The organism is Bradyrhizobium sp. USDA 4538, assembly GCF_024171045.1.
In the GTDB taxonomy this organism is placed as follows: Bacteria; Pseudomonadota; Alphaproteobacteria; order Rhizobiales; family Xanthobacteraceae; genus Bradyrhizobium; species Bradyrhizobium australafricanum.
In genome coordinates, this window is the sequence record NZ_JALJZE010000001.1 from 2,768,984 (window position 1) to 2,787,286 (window position 18,303).

The window sequence follows — 18,303 nt, forward strand, 5'->3', positions numbered from 1 at the left end:
CTCTGCATGATGCGATCTGATGTCCGACAATGACGCAGTTCCGCGTCGGCGTCGACGCGACAACACAGTCATTAACGCCGTCTCTCGATGACACACGCGCACAGTGTTTCTGCCGATGTGCAAAGTCGGACGCGATCGCGCTCATGAATGTCAGATGACGCATTTGTTGCAGGTGTAACAGCGGTGAGACACCGCGATTCCAGCGCCATTTGAATCGAATTGAATCCTTTAAGGTTAGCGGGGCAATCAATGTATGATCCAGAAATTTCCATGATTGCCGCCGCTCTAGGATGTACGAGTCAAGCCGGGGTAACTACGGACAAGGCGGGGCATGAATCACATCAGTCACATCGAACGCACGCGAGCCGGCTGGTTCGGACATCGCAAGCTGACCCCACGCGCATGCATTGCGGACAGCAAAAAACACCTTCGGACCTTCCTCGCCGAGGCGCTGGAAGACCTCGGCTTCATCACCAGTGAATGCAGCCAGGCGTTGGAACTCGACACCGTTCTGGACGCGGAACGGCCCGATCTCCTGGTGCTCGGCGTGTCCGTGGACGGCATCGAAGTCAGTAAAATTCTCGAGACTTTGGTGAGAAAGGACTATGGCGGCAAGGTCCTCGTCATCGGGCAGCCGGACTCGATCATCGTCAAGGCGGTCCGGCAAATCGGCGACGAGTACGGCATCGCCATGCTGCCGGCGCTGTCGACGCCGTTCAGCGCCGGGACCCTTCGCGACAGTCTTGCGTCGTTGATGCCGCTTGAACCCGCGCCGAGCCCGGCGGTGGACGTGCCCGAAGCTCTGAAGGCCGGCTGGCTCGAGCTGTGGTACCAGCAGAAAATTCATCTCCGGACGCTGGTGCCGAGCGGCGCCGAGGCGCTGATCCGGATGCGCCATCCGGCTTGGGGCGTCGTGCCGCCGGCCTACTTCATCCCGGACGAAAGCGATCCGCATTTTCATGCGCTGTCCGAGTTCGTGATCGAGCGCGCAATCGAGGACTGGCGCTATCTCCTCGAGCAGACCGGGCCGGTCAATCTCTCGATCAACCTGCCGATCTCATTCCTCGCCGACGATCGTGCCGTGCGCGAGCTCTGTTACCGGATGCCGGATCATGCGGCCTTCGCGGGCCTGCTGATCGAGATCGACAGCACCGACGTGGTCGATCATCTGGATCTGGCGATCGATGTCGCCCGGCGCGTTCGACTGCACAATATCGGCATCTCGATCGACAATGTCGGCGCGAACTGGCCGTCTTTGCTGGGACTGCCGAACTTTCCGTTCGTCCAGCTCAAGGTCGACCATCAATTCGTCACCGGCTGCGCGGATCAGCGCCTGAAGCAGACGGTGTGCCGGCGTGTCGTGGAGCTGGCCCACGAAAACGACGCGCAGGTCGTGGCCCAGGGGGTCGAGACGCGTGCGGACTTTCTCGCCGCGCACGAAATGGATTTCGATCAGGTCCAGGGCTACCTGTTCGGCAAGCCGATGGGCGTCAAGAAGTTCGCCCGCTCACGCATGCACTTCTCGGAGAAAGAGCCGGCCTCCTGAGGCGCGGCGTCGTCAAGCTCGAACGTCACGATCGACTGCGCGCAGCGCTTCGCCGCGCGCGATCAGGCGTTTTGCATTGGAATAGGTCGGCACCTCGAGCAGCGAGCCGTCAAGTTCGACGCGCCCAAAGCCCTTTGTCCGCGCCGCTTCGAACGCCGCGACGATCCTGCGCGCCTGGCGCAACTCCTCCTCGCCCGGCGTCAGGACGCCGTTGACGATCGAGGCATGCGCGGGATCGACCAGGCTCTTTGCGGCGTAACCCAGCCGCCGCGCCCAGATCGTGTCGCGTTCGACGCCTTCAGCGTCGCTCCAGGTGTAGGGACAATCGACCGCGACGACATCAGCGGCACGACATTCGACGATGAAGCGCTGCCGCGCGTAAGCCAGCTCCAGGCCGTCGCTGCCGCGCTCGGCACCAAGATCGGCGGCGAGGTCTTCCGAGGCCATCAGGCAACCGATGACGCGCCGGCTCGCCGTGGCGATCGCACCGGTCTGCACCAGACCGCGCGCGAACTCGATATTCGGCAGCAGCGACGTCGATCCCTCGGCGATACCGTAGTCGCGCTCGAACCGCGTCACCGCCTCGTCAAGCCTGACGACATGGTGCGGCTCGGCGACCTTCGGCAGCGCAACGATATCCGGACGTCCGCGCATCACGGCGGCAAGATCGTCCATGCCGTCCTGGTCCAGCGGATTGACGCGGACTGCGACCATCACGCCCTGGTCGCGCCAGGCCGCGTAGAGCTCGGCCGCCAGGGCCCGCGCCTTCGGGCGCAGCGGCGGCGGGGTAAAATCCTCGAGCTCGTGGATCAGCACGTCGGCGCCGCTGGCGGCCGCGTGCTGCAGCACGTCCTCGTTGGCGCCTTCGAGAAACAGCCAGGAGCGGCACAGCGGGGCCGGGCGCAGCTTGCGCATTACGCGGCCCGCGCCGCCGTCACTGGAACGTCATGTCGAGGCATTTCGAGATGTCGGAGCCGAGGCCGGACGAAATGGTGATGCAGCCGCGGATCTTCTGGGTGTTGACGTCGTTCGCCCAGATCGCATAGCCGCCGGGACCGAAGAACGAGTTGGTGTTCGGCGGCTCGGTCTCGGTGGCGTCGAAGGTGTAATTGCCGTCGGTCTCGAAGATGCGCGGCTTCTTGGTGCAGCCGCCGTCGGCCTGCACGTTGATGACCTCCTTGTTGTCCCGCGTCAGCGCCAGCGAGACCTGGCAGCGGAAGTATTCCGAGGTCTTGGCGTTGAACAGGTAGGCGTAGGACTTGCAGGTCGCGGTGTTGAGCTTGCCGGCGGACAGGCCGCGGCTGCAGGAGATCCGCTGATTGTTGGAGAGCCTGAACTCGTCCGCCTGCGCGACTGACGCCAGCGTCATGAACGACAGAGCGACACCGATTCCGATCTTCATGACGTGGTTCATCCTGATCATCCCAAGGTAGTGTTTCCGGCAATCAAAGCGTTTGTAAACGGTAACGCGAAAATAGTCGCCAAGCTTGATGCGGGAAATCACAAAGTCGGCGATCCGCGAGCGGTCGCGCCGATTGTCGTATTGACGCGCGAACATCGTTCGTGATTTGTTCAAAAACGTGGGGACGACGCCGTTTTCTCGGCCGGAGGTGGATCATGACGCATTTTTTGACCAAGACTTTTATTGCGACTGCGGCGTTTGCCGCGCTGACGACCTGCGCGTTCGCGCAGGGGGCTGCGCCCTGGGAGCTGAAGCCCGATATGGGCTACGCCTATGACAAGGACGGCAAGACCTGGTCCTACAAGATGGGCACCAACAACGCCGGCACGCTGCTGAAGGGCGCCAAGAAGGTGCCGAAGGGGACGCTGTTCTTCATCGGCCAGAACGGCCAGCTCTACATGCGCCCCGGGCCCTATCTCGAGGGCGACGGCAAGTTCAAGTTCGGCTCGAATTAGAGCGTTTTCGAGCGAAGTGGACGCCGGTTCGCGTAAAGAAAACGCGTCAAGAAGAGTCTAGGGCTTCGGTTCTGATTCAATCAGAACCGAAAATGCCCTAGCGGTTTTCGGCAGGCGTCAGAACGTCGCGGCCAATTCCTTCGCGCCCGGCTTGTTGCTGTTGAAATCCATCCGCTCATTGGTGACGGCAAGCAGCCTGGCCACCGTGTTGTGGCGGATGGCGACCGGGTTGCGCTCGTAGCCGGAGCGCTGGAAGAAATTCGCGGTCGGCACCTGCTCGCGCATCGCCTGCGGCATGGTCACCATGTCGAGCCCGGTGCCGTCGCCGGTCAGGTTCATCATCTCGAGCTCGGCCGCCGTCAGCGGCCGGCTGTAGCCCTTGTTGCGGGCGAAGATCACCGAGGTCAGCAGCTTGTGGGTCTGCAGCATCGGGCCGACATCGATGTCGAGCACCATGGCATGGCACGCCCAGCCCTGCGGCGTATCGGCGAGGCGCGCATGCGCCGACCAGTCGTCGGGCACGGTGCGGGTGAACGCGACCATCTTCTTCAGCACCGCGAGCTTGTGCTCCATCGCCTTGCGCGCGGGCCCCTGCGTCCTCGCAACCCGCTCGGTCAGATCCCGCACGAATTCATGGCCCTGCTCGGCCAATAGCTCGACGGTGTTGGTGGTGAGCAGCTGGTTGTAGCCCATCGCGGTGGAGATGGCGCGCTTGCCGCCGTGCTCGATGCCCGCCTGTACGTCGTAAGTGCCGGTGCCGCCGGTCTCGAACGAATAGACCCGCACCGCCTGTTCCGGCGTCAGCCCCGCGGCGCGCGCGTAGCGCGCATAGGCGCGCTTGAACTCGACCTCGCTGGCCGGCCGCTGCGGCGTGAACTGGAATTGCTCGGCCGCCGCCCTGACCAGATCGGAGGCCACCGGAAGCGTCTTGGGCGGACGCGGCGGCTTGCCTTCCTCCTCTTCCGGAGCCGGATTGACCGGCCGCTTCGGACCCTCATAGACCGGCGGCTGCTGCAGGACGTAATCGTCCAGCGAGATCTGAACGCGGTCGCGCCGCTTGGCATTGCGGCCGCGCCTCTTCTCGGCGATCGCGTTCCAATAGGCGCTCGCGTCCTGCTCGAAGGCGGCGCGCGCCTCCTGATATTCCTGCAGCTTGCGGCGATATTCCATGATCGCCTGCGGCGATGCCTGCGCCATCGCATTGGCGACGGAAGGCGGCAGCGCGCCGGCCTCGCCGGCAAATACGAACGGCGCGCCGGCGACGAGCGCGAGCGCGAAAAATCCAGGGCACAGGCGAATCAATTGCGGGCGCATGGCCTCGTTGTAGCAAGCACGGCCGCGAAGTCAGCCCGGAATTGTCCGGATCGCAGCGGCCGGATGCCGCGATCAATGCAGAATATTCGCCACAATGCGGTATTCTCCGAACGAAAGCCTTGGAGAAAGCCCTGGAGATTGCGATGAGAATGGCACTCTGGCTCGTCGCCGCCTGCGCGTTGACGCTCGCCGCATCGGCGCGCGCCGAGCGTCCGGACTGCGGAACGTTTCCGGATACGCGTTCACGCTTCACCTGTTACGAGAATGTGTCGCGGGCGCCTCAGGAACCCGAGGCCGCGGCGCATTCGCCTGGTGCGCCGGGGAAATCAATAAAGATGAACGCCCGCAAGCGGCATCACAAATAGCGGCATCGTTGCGGCCTACTTCCATGCGAATACCGGCTGCTCCAGTTCGGCGACGCGGGTGCTGCGGCCGGCCAGCACCTCGCGAAATTGATAGATCAGCGCGGCGGTCGGCGCATGGATCTGCTGGCCACCGAGGCGGAAGCGGATCACGCGGCGCGAGCTTTCCGGGATCGTGACGAAGCTGAACGCGCCATCCAGCTCGATCGCATCGAGGCCGATGCGATGGACGGAGGCGACCTCGTCCGGGTTCGGCGTGATCGCCGCATGCGCACCGGCCCAGACCACGACCGGCGTGATCAGATAGCCGGATCGCGTCGGATAATCGTCGAGCATGCCGAGCACGTCGCTCGGGCCAAGCGCGAGCCCGAGCTCCTCATGCAATTCGCGCAGCGCGGCCTCGGCCTGCGTCTCGCCGGCATCGCAGCGCCCGCCCGGCAGCGCCCATTGCGCGCTGTGGGCGCGCAGGCGCGCGCTGCGGCGGGTCAACAGGAACGCCGTACCGCTGCCGTCGTCGCCTTCGGTCAGCGCGATCGCGACCGCCGCGCGCTTCAACGTCGGCGCGGCGTCCGCCGGCGCCAGGCGTGCGAATGCGGCACAGAGCTCTGCGATATTCCGCCGGGTGGCATCGTCAAATGTGCGGGCCATTGACCTTGACTACAACACAACAGCGTTTGATGAAATGACTGCTACCACATGCCTCCTGCGATCAATCATCAGCAAGCAACGGACCCCACCTCATGACGGCCAAGGCCGCGGACAAACTCAAATCCGACGGCTGGAAGATCGCCGAAACCACGGGATTCCTGACCCTGATCGGCCCGTTGTGGGAACGGTTGAAGGACGGCGCGCTTGAACTCGCGCTGATCACCGAAGACGAGCACCACAATCGCCGCGGCCTCGTGCAGGGCGGCGTGATCATGACCTTCGCCGACCGCGCCTGCGGCATGGCCGCACGCTACGTCTCGGGCAAGCCGACGCTTGCAACCGTGCAGCTCGACACCCATTTCGTCGAGGCCGGCAAGATCGGCGAGATCCTGACGACGCGGCCGCGCGTGGTACGCTCGACCCGCAGCCTGATCTTCATCACGGCCGAGGTAACCGTCGACAAGCGCTGTATCGCGATGGCCAACGGCGTGTTCAAGATTTTGAAGAACGAGAGTTGATCCTTTGTCATTCCGGGATGGTCCGAAGGACCAGACCCGGAATCTCGAGATTCCGGGCTCGATGCTTGCGCATCGCCCCGGAATGACCGCAGGAAAGGAAAGTCCGATGCAATATCGCCAGCTCGGCCGCAGCGGCCTGAAGGTCTCGCCGATTTGCCTCGGCACCATGATGTTCGGCGGACCGACCGACGAGGCGACCTCGGCGCGGATCGTGGCGAAGGCGCGCGAGGCCGGCATCAACTTCATCGACAGCGCCGACGCCTATAATGGCGGCAAGTCCGAGGAGGTCGTCGGACGCGCGATCTCGAACAGCCGGTCGAACTGGGTGCTCGCGACAAAACTCGCCAATCCAATCGGCGACGATCCTAACCACGGCGGGCTGTCGCGTCGCTGGGTGTTCCAGGCCGCCGACGAGAGCCTGAAGCGGCTCGGCACCGACTACATCGACGTCTACTATCTGCACAAGGAAGACCACGCGACGCCGCTCGACGAGACGGTGCGCGCGATGGGCGACCTGATCCGCGCCGGTAAGGTGCGCTATTTCGGCGTCTCCAACTACCGCGCCTGGCGCGTCGCCGAGATCTGCAACATCTGCGACCGGCTCGGCATCGACCGTCCGGTCGCGAGCCAGCCCTATTACAATGCGATGAACCGGATGCCGGAGGTCGAGCATTTCCCGGCCTGCGCCTATTACGGGCTCGGCATCGTGCCCTATAGCCCGCTGGCGCGCGGCGTGCTTACCGGCAAATACGCGCCCGACGCGGCGCCACCCGCGGACACGCGTGCGGGGCGCAACGACAAGCGCATGATGCAGACCGAGTGGCGGCCGGAATCGCTCGAGCTCGCGCAGGAGATCAAGCGCCACGCCGAGAGCAAAGGCATCACCGCCGGGCAGTTCGCGGTGTCCTGGGTACTGAACTCGTCGTTCGTCAGCGCCGTGATCGCGGGGCCGCGCACCGAAGCGCAATGGGACGACTACATCCGCGCGCTCGACTATCGCTTCACCGCCGAGGACGAAGCCCTGATCGACCGCCTCGTCGTCACCGGCCATCCCTCGACGCCGGGCTTCAACGACCCCGCCTATCCGATCGAGGGGCGCCGCGCGCGGAGCGGATCGTCGCTGTAGTGGCAGCGTCACAGTTTTAGTTTTGCGCTCACTTCCGCCCGCCGTCATTGCGAGCGGAGCGAAGCAATCCATCGTGCCGCAAGCGGAGAAATGGATTGCGTCGTCGCTGACGCTCCTCGCAATGACGGTGTGTTGCACTCGCTCGGTACGGATAACCCGCTCGGCAACGCCGAAGTTACGTTTCGTAGCTTCCGAATTGCGCGAAGCCCGAGTCGGCTGCAGCATCAGGGCATGGAAATGCTGATGCTGGTGCTGCAATGACGGCATCCAATGTACTGGACTGGATCGTGGCCCTCCTCGTCTGCTGGGCGAGCCTGACCGCAATCTTTGAACCTTCGCGCGGTGCCTCGCAGTGCGACGTATCCACCGCGACGAGCAGCGCGCCGCAGGCCTCACTGGCGACCCCGACGCAGGCGGAGTTCGAGGAGATGATCCGCGACATGAAGCTGCATGATTGAACGGGATCGGCAAACCGCGAAAATCCTTCCGCATCATCTCCCAAATGAAACAGGGCGGCGCCGAAGCGCCGCCCTGCCCTGATTGCCGTTTGCTCGCCGCTTACTTCGCGAGGTCGAAGCGGTCGGCGTTCATCACCTTGGCCCAGGCCGCGACGAAGTCCTTCACGAACTGCTCCTTGGAGTCGGACTGGCCGTAGACCTCGGCGAACGCCCGCAGCTGCGAGTGCGAGCCGAAGATCAGGTCGACGCGGGTGCCGGTCCACTTCACCGCCTTGGTCTTGCGGTCGCGGCCCTCATAGACGCCCTCGCCGGCATCGCTCCACACCGTGCCCATGTCGAGCAGGTTGAGGAAGAAGTCGTTGGTGAGCGTCCCCGGCTTGCCGGTGAAGACGCCGTGCTTCGACTTCTTGGCATTGGCGCCGAGCACGCGCAGGCCGCCGACGAGGACCGTCAGTTCCGGTCCGGTCAGCCGCAGGAGCTGTGCACGGTCGACCAAGGCCTCTTCCGGCTGCAGGAACTGATGCTTGCCGCCGATATAGTTGCGGAAGCCGTCAGCCCGCGGCTCGAGCGGAGCGAACGACTCGACGTCGGTCTGGTCCTGCGTCGCATCGGTGCGGCCCGGCGTGAAGGGGACCTTCACATTGGTGCCGCCGTCCTTCGCCGCCTTCTCGATCGCAGCCGCGCCGCCGAGCACGATCAGATCGGCCAGCGAAACCTTCTTGCCGAACTCCTTCTGGATGGCTTCGAGCTTGCCCAGCACGCCCTTGAGCTGCGCGGGCTCGTTGACGTCCCAGTCCTTCTGCGGCGCGAGACGGATGCGCGCGCCGTTGGCACCGCCGCGCTTGTCGGAGCCGCGGAACGTCGAAGCCGAAGCCCAGGCGGTCGACACCAGTTCGGACACCGACAGACCCGAGGCGAGGATCTTCGCCTTGAGCGCCTCGATATCCTTGTCGTCGATCACGGCGTGATCGAGCGCCGGCACCGGGTCCTGCCAGATCAGCGTCTCCTTCGGCACCAGCGGGCCGAGGTAGCGCTGGATCGGACCCATGTCGCGGTGCGTGAGCTTGAACCAGGCGCGGGCGAAGGCGTCCGCGAACTGATCCGGATGCTCATAGAACCGGCGCGAGATCTTCTCATAGGCCGGATCGAAGCGGAGCGACAGGTCGGTGGTCAGCATGGTCGGGACATGCTTCTTCGACGGATCGAACGCGTCCGGAATGACGGCGTCCGCGCCCTTTGCCTTCCACTGCTTCGCACCCGCCGGGCTCTTCGTCAGCTCCCATTCGTACTTGAACAGGTTCTCGAAGAAGTGGTTGCTCCACTTGGTCGGGGTCTGGGTCCAGGTGACCTCGGGACCGCCGGTGATCGCGTCAGCGCCGACGCCGGTGCCGAACTTGCTCTTCCAGCCGAGACCCTGTTCCTCGATCGCGCCACCTTCCGGCTCCGGACCGATCAACGACGGATCGCCCGCACCGTGGGTCTTGCCGAAGGTGTGGCCACCGGCGATCAGCGCGACGGTCTCCTCGTCGTTCATCGCCATGCGGAAGAACGTCTCGCGGATGTCCTTCGCGGCGGCGACCGGATCCGGATTGCCATTCGGGCCTTCCGGGTTGACGTAGATCAGGCCCATCTGCACCGCGCCGAGCGGCTCGGAGAGCTGGCGCTCGCCGCTGTAGCGCTCGTCACCAAGCCAGGTGCCTTCCGGACCCCAGTACAGCTCTTCCGGCTCCCACACGTCGGCGCGGCCACCCGCAAAACCGAACGTCTTGAAACCCATCGATTCCAGCGCGACGTTGCCGGCGAGGACCATGAGATCGGCCCACGAGATCTTGCGGCCGTATTTCTGCTTGATCGGCCACAGCAGCCGGCGCGCCTTGTCGAGGTTGGCGTTGTCGGGCCAGCTGTTCAGCGGGGCGAAACGCTGCTGACCGGCGCCGGCGCCGCCGCGGCCGTCGGTGATGCGATAGGTGCCCGCCGAGTGCCAGGCCATGCGGATCATCAGGCCGCCGTAATGGCCGAAGTCGGCCGGCCACCATTCTTGCGACGTCGTCATCAGGGCCGTGAGGTCCTTGATCACGGCGTTGAGATCGAGGCTCTTGAATTCCTTGGCGTAGTCAAAACCCTTGCCCATCGGATCGGACAGGCTGGAGTTGCGATGCAGCACCTGAACGTCGAGCGTCTCCGGCCACCAGTCACGATTCGAGTGCCCGCGAGGCCCGCCTGTGAATGGGCATTTGCCCGCGCCTTCGTCGGTTTTTGCGTCCATGTTTCTTCTCCGAGGTGATGGATTCTGGAATGCGCTGGAGCTCTTCCAAGAACGATTCTACGCAACCCAATCCATCAGAGGAAATTGACTTTAGTGATCGCGTCGATAAGATTATCTGATGATAAATGTCACACTCCGGCAACTCAGGTATTTTGATGCTCTGGCCCACCACCGCCATTTCGGGCGCGCCGCGGATGCCTGCGCGGTGTCGCAGCCGGCGCTGTCGATGCAGATCCGCGAAATGGAACAGGCTGTCGGCGGCGTGCTGATCGAACGCAATGCGCGGCAGGTGACGCTGACGACCTTCGGCGAGGACCTGCTGCGCCGCGTGCGCGACATCCTGCGTTCGGTCGACGAACTCGGCGACTTCGCGCGCGCCTCGCGCGACAAGCTCGCCGGGCGGCTGCGGGTCGGCATGATCCCGACGATTGCACCATATCTGCTGCCGAAGGTGATCGAGAACCTGGCGCGGCTGCATCCCGAGCTCGACATCCATGTCCGCGAGACGCTGACGCCGAAGTTGATCAAGGAGGTCGCCGAAGGCCGGCTCGACACCGCGATCGTGGCGCTGCCGGTATCGGAACCGTCGCTGACCGAGGTCGCGCTGTTCTCGGAAAACTTCCTGCTGGTGCGGCCGGGCGAGGATGCCAAGACGCCGGTGCCGAGCGCCGAGATGCTGCGCGAGATGCGGCTGTTGCTGCTCGAGGAGGGCCACTGCTTCCGCGACCAGGCGCTGTCGTTCTGCAACATGCAATCCTCGCCGCCGCGCGAGGTGCTGGACGCGAGTTCGCTGTCGACGCTGGTGCAGATGGTCGGCGCCGGTATCGGCGTCACCCTGATCCCCGAGATGGCGGTGACGGTGGAGACCCGCTCGGCGCCGGTCACGGTCTCGCGCTTCAAGCATCCGCAGCCCTCGCGCACCATCGGCATGGTCTGGCGCAAGACCTCTCCGCTCGCCGCGCAGCTCCAGCAGATCTCCGAGGTCGTCAGCCTCGCCGCCCGCGCCCTGCGTGCGCCGAAACAGGACGGCGCCAAGGAGCCGGCGAAGCGCGCGGGGCGAAGGAAGGTGGCGTGACTGCCGAGACGCTGCGGCGAAGATGTAGTTCTCGTTTGACGCACACGTCTCGCCACCCCCACAACCGTCGTCCTGGCGAAAGCCCATAGGCGCTAAAATAGGATTTGCGCCTTGGATTCGCTTGTGATTCCAAGATGGAATGGCACACGAATCGCTTGTGAACAAAGATTGGGCGCGCGTTGTCGCCCGACTTGGCGGAGCCGAGGCTCTGAACATTAGCGCGCGCAAGACGAAGGCGTTTGTCCGTCCGCGGGAGATCAGCAATGCGGTCGACTTGCTGCGCCTGATCTTGGCTTATTGCCTTGGTGAGAAAGGGCTGCGGTTGACGGCGGCATGGGCCACGTCGGTTGGGCTTGTCGATATCTCCAACGTGGCTCTGTTGTATCGCTTACGTCAGTGCGGAGATTGGCTGGCAATCTTGGTCGAGCAGGCGCTTGCCGCCGCGGCGCCGAAGGCGAGCCGCGGTCGTCTGATCCGTATTGTTGACGCCACGACGGTCCCCAAGGCTGGGACGAGCGGCAGGAACAAGAACGCAGTGTGGCGTATCCATAGCGCGTTCGATCTTCCGCAGGAGCGCTTTGGTCACTTCGAACTGACCGATCAGCGAGCGGGCGAGACGCTGGATCGGATACCGGCGGTTGCCGGTGAGATCCGTCTTGCCGATCGCGCCTATCTGCAACCGGAGCGCATGGCGCATCTCGTCGATGCCGATGCGGACTTCGTGATCCGGGCCGGCTGGAAGAGCGCGCGCTGGCTCGATGCCGAAGGTAATCTTGTTGACCTCACTGCCGAACTGCGCAACGCCTCGGCGCGTGGCCTGATCGATCGGCCGATTTGGATAAAGCGCAAGTCAGGTGCGCCGCCGCTCGCAGTGCGTCTGGTTGCCGCGAAGAAGCCGGCGCAAGCTGCTGCGGCTGCGCGACGCAAGGCGCGCCGGACTGCACAAAAGGGAGGTCATCAGCTCTCCAGGCAAACACTTGACGCCGCAGATTGGGTGATCCTGGTGACCTCACTCAGGCCAGAGGACTTCACGACTGCAGATATCCTCGCCCTCTATCGGCTGCGATGGCGCATTGAGCTCGGCTTCAAGCGGCTGAAAAGCCTGATTGGCCTGAAGGGACCTCCCGGAACCGACGAGCGGTCCGCCAGACCCCATATCCTCGCTCATCTGCTGATCATTCTATTGCTCGAGCCGCTCGTCGACGAACTCGAAGACTCTCCCCGCTTGGCCGACGCCGCCTGACCCACCCAGTGACGTGGCGTCTGCTGCGCCAGCTCGTAGCTTCGCTACGGCAAGCGATCATTCCACAGCCCGCAATCGCTCTACTCTGCAGAGCCAGTCACGCTCTCCGGCGACATCTACGCGAGCCACCCAGACATAAGCGCCACTATCAGACTATGATCAAACTATCTTAGCGCCTATGGGCGAAAGCCAGGACCCATAACCACCGCGTTTGATTGTGAACGGGATCGTGGCTCCAGCTTCGCTCAACAACTGATGGTCAGGGTAATGGGTCCTGGTTTTCGCCATGACGACATCGAATATGTTGCGCGGTCTGCGAATCATACGTCCGCATTCTCGCGGCGAATGACAAGATGAGGCGGCCCCTACTTCTCCAGGTACTTCTTCATCTCGGCGATCAGGCCGTCGCGCAGTTCGGGGCGCTTGAGGCCGAAGGCGATGTTGGCGCGGAGGAAGCCGGGCTTGGAGCCGCAATCGTGGCGCTCGCCCTCGAACTCGACGCCGTAGAACTTCTGCGTCTTCGCAAGACCGATCATCGCATCGGTGAGCTGGATTTCGCCGCCGGCGCCGCGCTCCTGGGTGGCCAGGATGTTGAAGATCTCCGGCTGCAGGATGTAGCGGCCGGTGATCGACAGGTTGGACGGCGCGGTGCCCTGCGGCGGCTTCTCGACCATGCGGTCGACCTCGAAGATGTTGCCGGTGCGTTTGCCGACGCTGCAGATGCCGTATTGATGGGTGAGTTCGTCGGGCACCGCCTCGACCGCGATCAGGTTCGACTTGTCACCAAGCCTGCTCGCGGCGTCGATCATCTGCTTGAGGCAGCCCGGCGTGTTCAGCACCAGCTCGTCCGGCAGCACCACCGCGAACGGCTCGTTGCCGATGATATCGCGCGCGCACCACACCGCGTGGCCGAGCCCGAGCGGCGCCTGCTGCCGGGTGAAGCTCATCGCGCCGGCCTCCGGCTGGTTCTGCGCCAGGATATCCTGCTCGGTCTTCTTGCCGCGCTGCGCCAGCGTGGTGTCGAGCTCGAACATGCGGTCGAAGTGATCCTCGATGACACCCTTGTTGCGGCCGGTGACGAACACGAAATGCTCGATGCCGGCTTCCCGGGCCTCGTCGACCACGTACTGGATCAGGGGCTTGTCGACGATCGTCAGCATCTCCTTCGGCATCGCCTTGGTGGCGGGCAGCACGCGGGTACCGAGACCGGCGACGGGGAATACGGCTTTGCGGATCTTCATGGGATTATCGGAAGCCTTGAAATGGGTGGGACGGCGGCACGAAATGAATCATGCCTTTGGTACCCCGTTTTGCAGCCGCCAACAAAGGCGGATGTGTGGTGCGGCTTAATTCCGCCGTTCCCGTCAGCCAATGCGGGCCGCAACAAAATCTCGCCCTTGTTAAGTTATTGGAAACCGTGCCGGGGCCTTCTGGAACAGCACGATTTTGACAGGCACACGACAAATGCGCGCGTTGGGAACATCAAGGACCAAGCTTTTCGGCGCGAGCCTGATCGCGCTGGCCCTGCTGCTGCCCGGCAGCACGCAAGCCCAGTCGGCGGGCAACGGCCTGACCAACCTGATCGACAGCATCTTTTCCGGACCGAACGCGACGCCGCCGCAGGCCGCAACCGGACAGGACGGCGCGGCACCGCCGTGGAGCGGTGAAGACGGCGCCTCCGGCCATCCGCTGATGACCGCAGCGGCGATCCGCCAGGCCGCGTCGGACTTCCCGAACTGCGTCGCAGCGATGTGGCCAGATGCCGCACGGCGCAACATCACCCAAGAGAATTTCGAGCGCTTCACCGCCGGCCTGACGCCCGATCTGCGCATCATGGATCTGATGGATTCGCAGCCGGAGTTCACCAAGGCGATCTGGGATTATCTCGACATCCTGGTCAGCGACACCAGGCTCGCCAAGGGCCGCGAGATCCTTGCGAAATACAAGCCGCAGTTCGATGCCACCGAGAAAGCTTATGGCGTCGACCGCTACATCATCGCGGCGATCTGGGGCATCGAGTCGAACTACTCGACCCAGATGGGCGATCGCAACGTGGTGCAGTCGACCGCGACGCTCGCCTGCATCGGCCGCCGTCAGGCCTATTTCAAGGACGAGTTCCTGTCGGCGCTGGAAATCCTCAACCGCGGCGACCTCAGGCCCGAGCAGATGCGCGGTTCCTGGGCCGGCGCGTTCGGACCGACCCAGTTCATGCCGACCGCGTTCAAGCGCTATGCCGTCGATGGCGATGGCGACGGCCGCCGCGACGTCGTCGACAATCCGAGCGACCTGATCGCCTCGACCGCCAACAATCTGAAGAAGGACGGCTGGCAGACCGGCGCGAACTGGGGCTACGAGGTCGTGCTGCCGCAAGGCCTCAATTACATGCTGGCCGACCGCGCCAAGGCGATGCCGCTGTCGCAATGGGAGCATCTCGGCCTCAAGCGGCCGAACGGCCAGCCGTTCCCGCGGCCGTCCGACAAGGCCTATCTGCTGGCGCCGGCCGGCGCCGAGGGGCCGGGCTTCCTGATGCTGCCGAATTTCCGGGTGATCATGAAGTACAACCCGGCCGAGGCCTACGCGCTCGCCATCGGCCATTTCGCCGACCGCCTGCGCGGCGGCCAGCCCTTCGCGCAGCCCTGGCCGCGGCAGGAGCGGGTGCTGTCGCGCGCCGAGCGGCTGGAACTGCAGCAGCTGCTCGCCCAGCGCGGCTTCTACAAGGGCACGCCCGACGGCCAGTTCGGCGGCCAGACCCGCGAGGCGCTGCGCGGCTTCCAGGTGTCGATCGGGGCACCAGCCGACGGTTTTGCCACCGCCGAGGTGCTGGAGCGGCTGCGCGGGCGGTAGGGCTGAAGCCGGAGGGTACCCCGTAGCCCGGATGCAGCGCAGCGAAAGCCGGGGTTCTCGCCGTGCGGCTGGTCTGGTCCCGGATTACGCTTTGCTCCATCCGGGCTACGGCTGTGCGAAGCTTCTTCACCTCCCCTTGAAAAGGGGGGGTCGCTTTGCTCGAGAGAGCAAAGCGGGTGGGGATCGGGTCTCTCCACCAGCGACGGCGCGTGTGGCTGACCCCCATCCCGACCTTCCCCCTTTCAGGGGGAAGGAGAAGGCTTCTGGTCCCGGATTGCGCTTCGCTCCATCCGGGCTGGGCCATGCGCGGCCGCAAGCTCCCCGCACCTCTCCCGCTTGCGGGGGAGGTCGGATTGCATCGGAGATGCAATCCGGGTGGGGGCTCTTTCCACTTGAAGACCTCTCTCGACGTTCGACTTGCGGAAACACCCCCACCCCAGCCCTCCCCCCGCAAGCGGGAGAGGGGGCGCAGTTCCGATGCGGCCATACTCAGGCCCTCCACCCCGAAAGTAACCGTGAAATCCGATATTTGCCGCCTGCCTTGACGGCGGCCGGCGGCACCCGATTTATGGTGGAAAAGCTGCCCGCTTGCGGCCCGATTCCGCTAGTATGCTCACGTACTTCCAGATCATTTGCGACCGAACGCGATGCGAGAGCCAAAGTCCTTTTTGCGCATATTCACCGAAGCCGGTCCGCTGGTCGCGCTGACGGTGGCGCTTGCGCTGTTGATCGGGATCGCCCAGCCCGCCTCGGCGCAGTTCTTCGGCTTCCCCGGCTTCGGCGGCGGACCGCCGCAACCACAGCGCCGCGCTCCGCCGCAGCACGGCGGCGGCTGGTTCGGCGGCGATTTCTTCGCGCCGTTCCAGCAGCAGCAACCGCAATCATCGCAGCCGCAGCGGCCGCGCGAGGATTTCTCGCGCGCTCCGGCACCGGCCAAGCGCGAGGCGGCCGCCGAGCGCAACGTGCTCGTCATCGGCGACGCCATGGCCGACTGGCTCGGCTATGGCCTGGAAGATGCCTATTCCGACCAGCCCGACATGGGCGTGATCCGCAAGCACAAGACGGTCTCCGGCCTGATCCGCTATCAGCCCAAGGGCGATCCGGCGGATTGGGCCGCGGCCGCGAAGGGCATTCTCGCCACCGAGAACCCCGACGCTATTGTCGTGATGCTCGGCCTCAACGACCGCACCGCGATCCGCGAATCTGTCGTGGAGAAGAAGGTCGACAAGAAGGACGAGAAAAAGGACGCGCGCGGCAAGCCCGAAGCCAAGCCGGGCGACAAGCCCGATGCCGCCGCCAAAACTGATGGCAAGCCGGTCGAGGCCGAGCCGCCGGCCGACGACGCCGACAATGACTCGCAGGCCGCGCCGGAAAAGACCGCGCGCTCGCCCAACGGCCTCTATGAATTCCGCGACGACCGCTGGGTCGAGCTCTACGGCAAGAAGATCGAGGAGTTGATCAACGTGCTGAAGAGCAAGGGCGTGCCGGTGCTGTGGGTCGGCCTGCCCGCGATCCGCGGCCAGAAGGGCACGTCGGACATGTTGTTCCTCGACGCGCTCTATCGCGACGGCGCCGGCAAGGCCGGCATCACCTATGTCGACGTCTGGGACGGCTTTGTCGACGAGGCCGGCCGCTTCATGCAGAAGGGTCCGGATTTCGAAGGCCAGCCCCGCAAGCTGCGTACCGATGACGGCGTGTTCTTCACCAAGGCCGGCGCGCGCAAGCTCGCGCATTATGTCGAGCGCGAGGTGACGCGCCTGCTCGCGGTGCGCTCCGGGCCGATCGCGCTGCCCAGCGAACCGGCGACGCCGGATACCAGCGCCGAGCCCGGCAAGCCCGCGCCGCGGCCGCTGGCGGGCCCGGTGCTGCCGCTGGTCGCCTCCACGGTCGGCACCGATCAGTTGCTCGGCGGACCGGGCTCACGGCCCGCCGCGGTCGATGCGCTCGCCGCGCGCACGCTGGTGAAGGGTGAGGCACTGGCGCCACCCGCCGGCCGCGCCGATGATTTCGTCTGGCCGCGCCGCGAGATGGGCCGCGAGCAAGCCAAGGGCGATGTGCCGGTTGCCGCGACCACGCCCGCCGCGCCGGCGGGCGGACCGGCCAATCCGCCGCCCTCGACCACGGCGATCGCGCCCGACGGCTCGATCATCACCGCACCGAAGCCGCCAAGGCGCGTGTTCCGTCCGGCCCAGACCCAGGCCCAGCCGCAACAGCAGCCGCAGACACAGCCTTGGCTGCGCGATCTGTTCGGGTTCGGCGCGCCGCAGCAGCGCCCGTTGGTCGCTCCGCCGCCGCGCCCGCCGCGCGGTGTCGGACAGCGGGCCGCGGTGCCGGGGAGTCCGTGGCAGTAGGCCGCGCGTCTCCGAAAGAATTGACGCTACATCCACGTCATTGCGAGCCAACGGGTCGCGCGAACGCGCGCCCGATGACAGGCTCCGCGAAGCAATCCATCGATCCGCACGCGCGGACGGCTGGATTGCTTCGTCGCTTCAGCGCAAAATTGCTTTGCAATTTTGTCGCGAGCTCCTCGCAATGACGGTGGGCGAGATGGTATCAACCGTAATAGCGCCAGCGCGACGGCGGCGGGCGGCGCGGCTGGCGCGTCATCAGGAGCGCGAGTGCAAAGCCGATGCCGCCGGCGATCAGCAGCGATCCCAGCGGGTTCTCCTGCACCGCATGCGCCATCGCCTTCTGTCCGCTGCGAACGGTCTCGCCGCGATGCTCATAGGCATCCTTGGCGTAGTTGACCGCGGTGTCGGCGGCGTCGCGCGCGGCGTCCTTGGCCTGGCCGTAGAGATCCTGCACCGAGCCCGCGGCTTCGCGCGCGCGGCCCGAGGCCTGGGTCTGCGCATCGCCGGTCGCGTCGCCGACAGCACCTTCGGCCTTGCCCGCGAACTCTTTCGCCGTTCCGAAAATCCGATCCTTGTCCATCGTCACGCTCCCTGATCTGTCCGGGAGCTAACCGGGAAACGGCGCGCAGGTTCCT

At 65.0% G+C, this 18,303-nt stretch carries 17 protein-coding genes; 10 read left to right on the plus strand and 7 right to left on the minus strand.

Annotation, left to right across the window (positions count from 1 at the left end; genetic code table 11):
* Nucleotides 1-331 precede the first annotated feature (331 nt).
* Nucleotides 332-1,546, plus strand: coding sequence for an EAL domain-containing protein (locus J2R78_RS12285; RefSeq protein WP_253604633.1), 1,215 nt, complete (start codon nt 332-334; stop codon nt 1,544-1,546).
* 12 nt (nt 1,547-1,558) lie between these two features.
* Here the strand turns inward: J2R78_RS12285 and J2R78_RS12290 are convergent, their stop codons facing one another.
* Both J2R78_RS12290 and J2R78_RS12295 read right to left on the minus strand, forming a co-directional pair.
* Nucleotides 1,559-2,461, minus strand: a complete 903-nt coding sequence (locus tag J2R78_RS12290) for a CoA ester lyase (protein WP_253604635.1) — start codon at nt 2,459-2,461, stop codon at nt 1,559-1,561.
* Between the two features lie 19 nt (nt 2,462-2,480).
* Complete coding sequence (locus tag J2R78_RS12295) at nt 2,481-2,960, minus strand: hypothetical protein (protein ID WP_028334752.1); 480 nt, start codon at nt 2,958-2,960, stop codon at nt 2,481-2,483.
* Between the two features lie 203 nt (nt 2,961-3,163).
* Here J2R78_RS12295 and J2R78_RS12300 point away from each other — a divergent pair, with 203 nt between their 5' ends.
* Nucleotides 3,164-3,463, plus strand: a complete 300-nt coding sequence (locus J2R78_RS12300) for a hypothetical protein (protein WP_253604636.1) — start codon at nt 3,164-3,166, stop codon at nt 3,461-3,463.
* Nucleotides 3,464-3,580: 117 nt separating this feature from the next.
* Here the strand turns inward: J2R78_RS12300 and J2R78_RS12305 are convergent, their stop codons facing one another.
* Entirely contained in the window at nt 3,581-4,777 is a 1,197-nt protein-coding gene (locus J2R78_RS12305; protein ID WP_253604637.1) for a hypothetical protein, read from the minus strand.
* 41 nt (nt 4,778-4,818) lie between these two features.
* On the opposite strand from J2R78_RS12305, the gene J2R78_RS12310 reads away from it, so the two are divergent.
* Nucleotides 4,819-5,142 (plus strand): hypothetical protein, encoded by a 324-nt coding sequence (locus J2R78_RS12310; RefSeq protein ID WP_253604638.1) that lies wholly within the window; start codon nt 4,819-4,821, stop codon nt 5,140-5,142.
* Nucleotides 5,143-5,157: 15 nt separating this feature from the next.
* On the opposite strand, the gene J2R78_RS12315 is transcribed toward J2R78_RS12310, so the two are convergent.
* Entirely contained in the window at nt 5,158-5,787 is a 630-nt protein-coding gene (locus J2R78_RS12315) for a CoA pyrophosphatase (RefSeq protein ID WP_253604639.1), read from the minus strand.
* A gap of 92 nt (nt 5,788-5,879) precedes the next feature.
* On the opposite strand from J2R78_RS12315, the gene J2R78_RS12320 reads away from it, so the two are divergent.
* The 3 genes from J2R78_RS12320 to J2R78_RS12330 all read left to right on the plus strand — a co-directional run bounded on the left by J2R78_RS12320 (nt 5,880) and on the right by J2R78_RS12330 (nt 7,889).
* A complete protein-coding gene (locus tag J2R78_RS12320; RefSeq protein WP_253604640.1) occupies nt 5,880-6,305 on the plus strand; it encodes a PaaI family thioesterase in 426 nt (141 codons plus the stop codon).
* Between the two features lie 106 nt (nt 6,306-6,411).
* Nucleotides 6,412-7,431: an aldo/keto reductase gene (locus tag J2R78_RS12325; RefSeq protein ID WP_076825265.1), complete on the plus strand. Its 1,020-nt coding sequence runs from the start codon at nt 6,412-6,414 to the stop codon at nt 7,429-7,431.
* Nucleotides 7,432-7,688: 257 nt separating this feature from the next.
* Nucleotides 7,689-7,889, plus strand: a complete 201-nt coding sequence (locus J2R78_RS12330) for a hypothetical protein (protein ID WP_057016417.1) — start codon at nt 7,689-7,691, stop codon at nt 7,887-7,889.
* A 100-nt stretch (nt 7,890-7,989) separates the two neighbouring features.
* Here the strand turns inward: J2R78_RS12330 and katG are convergent, their stop codons facing one another.
* Nucleotides 7,990-10,155, minus strand: a complete 2,166-nt coding sequence (gene katG / locus J2R78_RS12335) for a catalase/peroxidase HPI (RefSeq protein ID WP_253604641.1) — start codon at nt 10,153-10,155, stop codon at nt 7,990-7,992.
* Between the two features lie 118 nt (nt 10,156-10,273).
* Between katG and J2R78_RS12340 the strand changes: the two genes are divergently transcribed.
* Nucleotides 10,274-11,230: a hydrogen peroxide-inducible genes activator gene (locus J2R78_RS12340; protein WP_028342619.1), complete on the plus strand. Its 957-nt coding sequence runs from the start codon at nt 10,274-10,276 to the stop codon at nt 11,228-11,230.
* 157 nt (nt 11,231-11,387) lie between these two features.
* Nucleotides 11,388-12,473, plus strand: a complete 1,086-nt coding sequence (locus J2R78_RS12345) for an IS4 family transposase (RefSeq protein ID WP_253604643.1) — start codon at nt 11,388-11,390, stop codon at nt 12,471-12,473.
* A gap of 365 nt (nt 12,474-12,838) precedes the next feature.
* Here J2R78_RS12345 and galU read toward each other — a convergent pair whose 3' ends face one another.
* Nucleotides 12,839-13,714 (minus strand): UTP--glucose-1-phosphate uridylyltransferase GalU, encoded by an 876-nt coding sequence (gene galU / locus J2R78_RS12350; protein ID WP_028334743.1) that lies wholly within the window; start codon nt 13,712-13,714, stop codon nt 12,839-12,841.
* 223 nt (nt 13,715-13,937) lie between these two features.
* Here galU and J2R78_RS12355 point away from each other — a divergent pair, with 223 nt between their 5' ends.
* A complete protein-coding gene (locus J2R78_RS12355) occupies nt 13,938-15,317 on the plus strand; it encodes a lytic murein transglycosylase (protein ID WP_253604645.1) in 1,380 nt (459 codons plus the stop codon).
* A gap of 647 nt (nt 15,318-15,964) precedes the next feature.
* On the plus strand, nt 15,965-17,668 hold the full coding sequence (locus tag J2R78_RS12360) for an SGNH family hydrolase (RefSeq protein WP_253604646.1): 1,704 nt from the start codon (nt 15,965-15,967) through the stop codon (nt 17,666-17,668).
* Nucleotides 17,669-17,870: 202 nt separating this feature from the next.
* Here J2R78_RS12360 and J2R78_RS12365 read toward each other — a convergent pair whose 3' ends face one another.
* A complete protein-coding gene (locus J2R78_RS12365) occupies nt 17,871-18,248 on the minus strand; it encodes a CsbD family protein (RefSeq protein WP_050387227.1) in 378 nt (125 codons plus the stop codon).
* Nucleotides 18,249-18,303 lie beyond the last annotated feature (55 nt).